The following is an 8,560-nucleotide window of genomic DNA, read 5'->3' on the forward strand; positions in this document are numbered from 1 at the left end:
ATACGTAATTGACTGACGTTGCCATCATTGAAAAACCGTTGACTGAAACTGACACAGCCCATTTCCAGACTTTCGCGGCGTAGCCCTTCCAGGCCCTCGCCAATGATAAATTCGGTACTGCCCCCACCAATATCCATGACCAGGCGACGGGTGTTATCAAACGCCAGTGAGCGGGAAACGCCCATGTAAATCAGTCGGGCTTCTTCTTCACCAGTGACGATCTCAATAGGATGCCCCAAGGCCTGACGGGCTTTGCGAAGAAATTCACGACTGTTTTCAGCGATGCGTAAGGTATTGGTTCCGACGACCCTCACCTTGCCTGCCGGTAAATGGCGAATACGCTCACCAAATCGCTCCAAACAGGCAATGGCACGTGTCTGGGCCTCCTCAGAGAGGACATTCTGCTTATTCAACCCGGCACGCAACTGCACCATTTCACGCAGTCGATCCATGATCTGGAAATGTCCATCCCTCAGGCGGGCAATAATCATATGAAAGCTGTTAGAACCAAGATCTACAGCGGCAAGTACATCATAATCTTCGGGTGTTTCCATAAACTCAGCTTGCTTATACGAAGGTGATGGCATTTTGCCTGACTAAGACCATCGATGCTATGAACTTTGCGTTTTATACTCAAAAAAAAGCCCGCTTCCATAATGGAAACGGGCCTAAGTCGCACCGAGAGAAATTATTCGCCGCCTTTAATTACTTTTTCCATTTTTTCGACGGATAAATGTCTGACATCCTTGCCTTCGACCAGATAGATAATATGTTCAGAAACATTACGTGAATGATCGCCAATCCGTTCCAGCGAACGCGCTGACCACATCATGTCGATCACTCTGCTGATAGTACGGGGATCTTCCATCATATATGTCATCAACTGACGCATAATGCTTTCGTATTCAGCATCAACCTGACGATCTTCATGTGCTACCTGCAAGGCAGCATCCACATCAAATCGCGCAAAGGCATCCAGAGTGTTATGCAACATACCTGACACATGCTGACCCAAGGCGTGCAGTTCACGGTAATTCTTTTTCGGCCGATCTTTTTCAGCCAGATTTAGTGCCATTCTGGCAATGCGTGCTGCTTCATCGCCAATGCGTTCCAGATCGGTAATGGTTTTCAGAATACCGGTCACCAGACGTAAGTCACTGGCAGTGGGCTGGCGCAGTGCAATAATCTGAATACATTCTTCATCAATGCTGACATCCAGTTTATTAACGTCTTCATCGCCACTGATTACCTGACGAGCCAGATCGGCATCCCCCGTAATCAAAGCTTCCATTGCCTCCGAAACCTGTTTTTCGACCATACCACCCATGGCTAAAACGCGGCTGCGGATATCTTGAAGCTCTTTTTCGAACTGTTGCGAAATATGTTGTGATTGATTTGTAGCCATAAAGGATCTCCTGAACCTGCAGCCTAGCCGTAACGGCCAGTAATATAGTCTTCCGTTTGTTTTTTGCCAGGATTGGTAAATAACTCATCCGTGGCACCAAATTCGATTAATTCACCCATATACATAAACGCGGTGTAGTCCGAGACTCTCGCTGCCTGTTGCATGTTATGTGTGACGATGACGATGGTGTATTTTTCTTTCAGCTCGTAAATCAGTTCTTCGATTTTAAGCGTAGATAAAGGATCCAGAGCAGAGGCCGGTTCATCCAGCAATAATACTTCCGGTTCAATAGCAATGGCACGGGCAATCACCAATCTTTGCTGTTGACCGCCGGACAGCCCCATTGCTGAGGATTGCAATCGATCCTTTACTTCATCCCACAATGCAGCGCCTTTCAGCGATTTTTCCACGACCTTATCCAGCGTCTGGCGATCGTTCACACCTTGCAAACGCAGGCCATAGGCAACATTTTCATAAATTGTTTTTGGAAATGGATTCGGCTTCTGGAATACCATGCCAACTTTACGACGCAAATCAGATACGTTGACTGCCGGCGAGTTCAGTTCTTCGCCATCCAGCAGTAATTGTCCCTGAATATTGACGTTATCAATCAAATCATTCATTCGATTGAAACATCTAAGGAAAGTTGATTTACCGCACCCACTTGGACCTATAAAAGCCGTTACTCTATGACGCGGAATGGTCAGGTTAATATCTTTTAATGCCTGAGCGTCGCCATAAAACAGATTGAAATTTTTAATTTCAATACAGGCAGTTTCATCAGCCATATTCAGTTTCGGGCCACGATTCATTGATTCGATATCAATACCACGCGCCGCGTTTTTTTGTTGATTGACTGCTTCCATTAGTTATCACTCGCTTTAAAGTTTTCACGCAGACGATTACGGATACTAATCGCCGTTAAATTCAACACTACAATTATCAGCAACAACAGAAATGCTGTGGCATATACCAGTGGACGCGCTGCTTCAACATTCGGGCTCTGAAAACCCACGTCGTAAATATGGAAGCCCAGATGCATAAACTGACGATCCAGATGCAGATAAGGCGCAACAGAATCTACCGCTAACGCTGGCGCCAGTTTCACCACACCCACCATCATCAACGGAGCAACCTCGCCCGCAGCTCGGGCGACCGCCAGGATTAACCCCGTCATCATAGCCGGAGCCGCCATTGGAATAACTGTACGCCATAAGGTTTCTGCTTTAGTGGCGCCCAAAGCAAGACTGCCTTCACGCATCGCTCGTGGAATACGTGACAGACCTTCTTCGGTTGCCACGATAACCACCGGCACGGTGAGAATAGCCAGGGTTAACGACGCCCACATCAAGCCGGGCTGACCAAAGGTTGGGGAAGGTAATTTTGCCTGGAAGAATATCTCATCAATATTGCCACCAAGGAAATAGACAAAGAACCCCAGACCGAATACACCGTATACGATTGACGGAACACCGGCCAGGTTATTAACCGCGATACGAATCGTTCTGGTTATAACCCCCTGTTTTGCATACTCTTTCAGATAAATTGCGGCAATGACACCAAAGGGCGTGACGATCACAGACATAATCAATACCATCATTACCGTGCCAAAAATGGCCGGGAAAATCCCGCCTTCAGTATTGGCTTCGCGTGGCTCGCCGGAAATAAACTTCCACACTTCATGAAAATAGTGCTGCAGTTTTTCGAAACGATTCATGTCGTTCGGCTTCACAACATCGACGATTTTCGCCATCGGAATGACCACTTCATCGCCATTGGACATTTGCATGACCACCTGATCACGTATCAAAGCCTGGCTTAACTCGCTGAGACGGGTTTGTAATTTTGCGTATTTTTCATTTTGTACCGCTCTTGCAGCTTCAATCTCAGCATAGGCAGCATTATCTTCAGGTACGTTATCCAGCTCCAGACGCCGCTCATCCAGACGCAAAGATTCAAGTGCCTGATTTATTTTGCCGATTTCGATTTTTTCAATATATTTGATTTCAGCAACCAGGTTATTACTTCGGTCCAGCCTTTGCTGAAATTCTGGCCAGGCCTGTTCACCATCGGCTACCGTTTCGCCCTGTTGCTGCACGGACAGCAGATAACCATAGAAATGCCCCCATTCACGACGTTCAATAGACAGGATATCTTCCGGGTAGCTGACCTCCCCCATCCAGTCTTTGTTGATCCAGCGAAAATCCAGGCCGAACTGGTCGCGATTACCGATTTTCAGCAGGTAACGCTCAACACTAATCTGACCTTCTTTTAGCTGGTAATCAGAAGGCACTCTTTCGGCAGGGACCACTTCATGATCAACTCTTTCACCGATTAAAACCGTCGGCTCCAAACCAGGCTCGTTATATTCCACCGACATAATATCTGCTGGCCAGAAATGACTCAGGCCACGAACCGCTATCAATAAGACCAGACCAATAACCGCGATCAGACTGATGGAAACCGCACCGGCATTCAGCCAGACCCACGGACTACCACTTTGATACCAGGATTTAAATGTTGAATTAGACATGCTGATCTCTGTTTAAAGGCTGCTATATTTCTTACGCAGACGCTGGCGAACCAACTCTGCAAGGGTGTTAAACACAAAGGTCGCTGAGAACAGCACCAGCGCTGCAAGGAACAGCACACGATAATGGGTACTGTTGACTGCTGCTTCAGGCATTTCTACCGCGATATTGGCTGATAAGGCTCTGAATCCCTCAAAAATATTGAAGTCCATAATTGGCGTATTACCGGTCGCCATCAATACAATCATCGTTTCACCTACCGCACGCCCAAGACCGATCATAACGGCCGAGAAAATCGCCGGACTGGCGGTGAGTAACACCACTTTTGTTAAGGTTTGCCAAGGTGTTGCACCCAAAGCTAGTGAGCCGATGGTCAATTGTTTGGGCACACTGAAAATGGCATCTTCGGTGATCGAAAAAATGGTCGGGATAACAGCAAAGCCCATTACCATACCAACGACTAACGAGTTACGCTGGTCATACCCGATACCGGTTGATTCCAGCCAACCTGGCATATCACCATCAAATAACAGTTTTTCCAATGGCAGACTTAATTTCATCGAAACAATACCGACCAAAATAACAACTGGAATTAAAATCGCCGCCTCCCAACCATCTGGAATTCGCTGGCGCAATGATTTAGGTAATTTGGTCCATAGCCAGGCTGTGAGCAACACCATAATGGGAGTGAGGATCAGAATACTAAAAACACCAGGCAGGTTGTTTTCCACCAGCGGGGCCAACCATAAACCTGCCAGAAACCCTAGAATAACGGTTGGTAAAGCTTCCATGATTTCAATGGTCGGTTTCACCAGATTACGCATTCGCGGTGACATGAAGTAGGCGGTAAAAATCGCTCCCATAATGGCCAGCGGTACTGCGACCATCATGGCGTAAAATGCCGCTTTAATGGTGCCGAAGGTTAATGGGGTAAGACTGAGTTTCGGTTCAAAGTCACTGCTGGAAGACGAAGACTGCCAAAGATACTCAGGTTCGCTACGACTTTCATACCAGACTTTTTCCCATAAAGAATGCCAGGAAACTTCAGGGTGTTCATTTTCAATTTCATGAAACTGCGTTTCACCATCCCTTGCAACCGTTATCAGACCATTTGCCCGGGGTGACAGGGCCATTTTGGCATTGGCGTCGGCCAGAATGTTCTCCACCAACAGATTTCTCTCTGCTGTGGTGTGATAAATACCGATATCACCGGTATCATCCAACGCAACAAAGCCTTTACGAGCTTGTTCAGCCAGAATGCTACGGATGGGCGCTGTCTGTTCAGAGAAGCTTCTGACCCGCTCAATGGTGTAATTATTGTCAGCATCACGCACAGGAAACCACTGGTCAATCTGGCCGTCACTGCGTCCTATTAATATTGAAATACCGCCCGTCAGAAATTCTGCTGCCGTAATTTCAACATCCTCAGGTACCGCGCTGACCCGCTGCAGCATTCTGACATCGTCTATATTCTGTACATCGTAATAGGCAATATCACCATCATTGTGAATGACATATAACTCACGCTGATCGATATCTAGCCGAATCATCGACACCGGAGCATTACTATCCAAAGGGATTTCGCGGTTTTCGCTGTCCAATGTAAAGTCGGTTTCATCAAGAAAGTTCACATCCTTGGTAATCCGCGACATAACCAGTCGATTATCAGCAGTGAGTGCCACCAAGGTGGTGAGATCATCATAACTTTGAACCGTCAGCATCTGCAGCGGCTGTCCCTGTGGATCGACTTCGACCAGTTCTTCACCAATGGGATACCGGATCTCCGGTGTAATCAGTCGCTGTGTTCCCTGCGGATAACTGATTTTGTAGGCTTCCTGAAAGACTATCGCCTGACCATTATCCAGCCCATAAGCAAACACGCCAGTTGAAGCACTACCTGCTGAGAAACTGCTGATGGAACTTTCAGCTGGAATGGGTAGATCAAAAGTGGCTATTTCATTGCCATTATGCGCATTAAAAAAACGTAAATTAGCTTTTTCATCCAGCGATAACGCCACTTCATTATATTCATCCAGGGTCAGATGAACATTCTTGATTGGCTCTTGTTCAAATTGTTGTTCGGTTCGCAGATCGGCGCTATTGAAGAGTGGTATGACCACATATAGCAGATAAAAGAAGATCAGCACGATGGCGACAATCACCATAATGCCACCACCTGTTACAACGACCCGGGCTAATTTATCTTTAAACTCGCGCCAATTTCGCCGACGACGGGCCGTTTTTGAATTTGCAGCAGCTATAACGCTGTTTTCAATAGTTTGCTCAGCCATAATCTGATTTGGTTTCCGTTTAAGAAATACGCACGCAACATGGTGATTGCTTAATTTTAATACTGCTAATCAATCTGCAGGCAAATTGATTAACGCTATTAGATAAAAAAACCCCGCACATCTTGCAATGTGCGGGGTAATTTTAATTTGCAATATTACTTCAGCATTTCCATATATTTTGCTGCAGTTTTAGCTGGCAATGGAACATAACCATCTTTAACAACAACTTCCTGACCCACTTTAGAAAGAATCATTTTCATGAATTCACGGTCAAGTGGTGACATTGGTTTGTTAGGTGCTTTGTTCACATAAACCCACAGGAAACGTGACATTGGATAAGAACCATCAGCAGCATTTTCACCACTTGCTTCAATGAAAGGTTGACCCGCTTCTTTCGCCAACGGAACCAGTTTTACGCCTGATGTTTTGTAACCAATACCGGAATAGCCCAGACCATTGGTTGATTTAGTCACACCTTGAACAACTGAAGCTGAACCTGGTTGCTCATTTACAGTGTTTTTGTAGTCACCTTTGCACAAAGCGTTATCTTTAAAGTAACCGTAAGTACCTGATACTGAGTTACGACCATATAACTGGATTGAACCCAGACCTTCAACACCTAATTGTGACCAGTCAGTGATATCTTCTGGATAACCACACTTACGTGTTGCTGAGAAAGCAGCATCAACTTGAGGAATAGTCATGCCTTCAATTGGGTTGTCTTTGTGCACATAAACAGCCAGCGCATCGATAGCAACAGGGATAGCTGTTGGTTTGTAACCGTATTTGTTTTCAAATTCTTTGATTTCGCTGTCTTTCATCTCACGGCTCATCGGCCCAACGTTTGATGTACCTTCAGTTAACGCAGGAGGCGCAGTTGAAGAACCAGCCGCTTGAATCTGGATGCTGACATTAGGATATTCACGTTTAAACTCTTCTGCCCACAAGGTCATCAAGTTAGCTAATGTGTCAGAACCGACGCTTGATAAGCTACCTGAAACACCGCTTGTTTTTTCATATTCTGGCAGGTTTGGATCGACGTCTGCAAAGCTGGCAGCGGAAAACGTCATTGCCAAAGCGGCGCCGTATAAAGCAAATTTTTTCTTGAACATGAGTCATTAACTCCTTGGGTTAAAAATAAGTTCCAACGCTTACCGCGTTGAGCACCCGAGCAGTATCGCGATTAACTGTGACAAGGATATGAAAGAAATATGACAATACTGTGACATGACCGAAAACAGTAGTCAGTAAGGCTAAATGTCTATTTTATCCATCACATTTTTGGCGGGAAAACAGCATTTAAAACTTGAACCTTCACCAATAGCACTCTGAATCAACAGTTCAGCTTTGTGTCGTTGCAACACATGCTTGACGATGGCCAGCCCCAGTCCTGTACCACCGGTTTCCCTGGCACGACCACTATCAACACGGTAAAAGCGTTCTGTTAAGCGGTCGAGATGATGCTGGGCAATACCTTCACCGGTATCTTTTACCTCAATAACAGCAAACTCACCCTCGATATCCCATCTGACATCGATCTGGGTTTCTGCTGGGGTATATTTGACTGCATTAAAGACCAGATTGGAGATTGCGCTGCGTAGTTCATCAGCATCTGCCATTAGCCATTTTTCACTCAAACAATGCAGGTTGATCTGATGTTGATGAAAATGTTCCAGTCGTTTGGCATCCTCCACCACGCTATGCAATAACTTGCAGATATCCGTAGGTCGGTGTTGCAACGGCTTTTCACCGGTTTCCAGTTGGGATAATGCCAGCAGATCCTTGATCATAAGATGCATTCGCTGGCTTTGTTGCTGCATTACCGGCAAAGCCTGTTGCCAGAGCTCCTGATCACTTTCCGTGGTCAACGTTTCCAGATACCCCCGTAAAACCGTCAATGGTGTACGCAATTCATGCGATACATTGGCCACAAAATCACGCCGCATACGCTGCAGTTTCTGTGTCTGGGTGATATCTCTGGCGATCAGCAACCTGTCCTTGCTGGCATACCGAACGACTTTGAATTCAAGCTGAATGCGATCATTCATCGGTGAAACGGCTATAACCGATTCCTCGGCGTCACCATCAAGTTCCAGTAATTTTTGGAATGCCGGGTCGCGAACCAGATTATTGACTCTGACGCCATTGTCATGCGGCCAGTTGATTCCCAATAACGTCATGGCTGAGGTATTGGCCCAACTGACTTGACCAAACTCGCCCATTACCACCACCGCATCAGGTAAAGCCGCAGTGGCCGATTGGAAACGTTTTAAATAACCGGTGAGCTTTTTTTTACGACTGCTGTTTTGTGCGCGCATCTGTTCGATCTGCCG

The 8,560-nt window shown here is 46.2% G+C and carries 6 protein-coding genes and 1 pseudogene; all 7 read right to left on the reverse strand.

The window, feature by feature from the left end; all coding sequences use genetic code 11:
- Positions 1 to 554, reverse strand: a pseudogene (locus tag B3182_RS02380) (exopolyphosphatase); the annotation flags it as partial.
- Between the two features lie 134 nt (positions 555 to 688).
- Positions 689 to 1,405: a phosphate signaling complex protein PhoU gene (gene phoU, locus B3182_RS02385; protein ID WP_292358337.1), complete on the reverse strand. Its 717-nt coding sequence runs from the start codon at positions 1,403 to 1,405 to the stop codon at positions 689 to 691.
- A 23-nt stretch (positions 1,406 to 1,428) separates the two neighbouring features.
- A complete protein-coding gene (pstB, locus tag B3182_RS02390) occupies positions 1,429 to 2,271 on the reverse strand; it encodes a phosphate ABC transporter ATP-binding protein PstB (RefSeq protein ID WP_292358339.1) in 843 nt (280 codons plus the stop codon).
- Complete coding sequence (gene pstA, locus B3182_RS02395; protein ID WP_292358341.1) at positions 2,271 to 3,938, reverse strand: phosphate ABC transporter permease PstA; 1,668 nt, start codon at positions 3,936 to 3,938, stop codon at positions 2,271 to 2,273. The genes pstB and pstA overlap by 1 nt, the downstream gene beginning before the upstream one ends.
- A 12-nt stretch (positions 3,939 to 3,950) precedes the next feature.
- Positions 3,951 to 6,227, reverse strand: coding sequence for an ABC transporter permease subunit (locus B3182_RS02400; protein WP_292358342.1), 2,277 nt, complete (start codon positions 6,225 to 6,227; stop codon positions 3,951 to 3,953).
- Between the two features lie 155 nt (positions 6,228 to 6,382).
- Positions 6,383 to 7,339 carry a PstS family phosphate ABC transporter substrate-binding protein gene (locus tag B3182_RS02405; protein ID WP_292358344.1) on the reverse strand — a complete coding sequence of 319 codons (957 nt, stop codon included), beginning with the start codon at positions 7,337 to 7,339 and terminating at the stop codon, positions 6,383 to 6,385.
- Positions 7,340 to 7,480: 141 nt separating this feature from the next.
- The coding region (gene phoR, locus B3182_RS02410) for a phosphate regulon sensor histidine kinase PhoR (protein ID WP_292751395.1) at positions 7,481 to 8,560 on the reverse strand (1,080 nt) is incomplete at its 5' end.

It is taken from the genome of Methylophaga sp. UBA4204 (assembly GCF_002379485.1).
Lineage (GTDB): Bacteria > Pseudomonadota > Gammaproteobacteria > Nitrosococcales > Methylophagaceae > Methylophaga.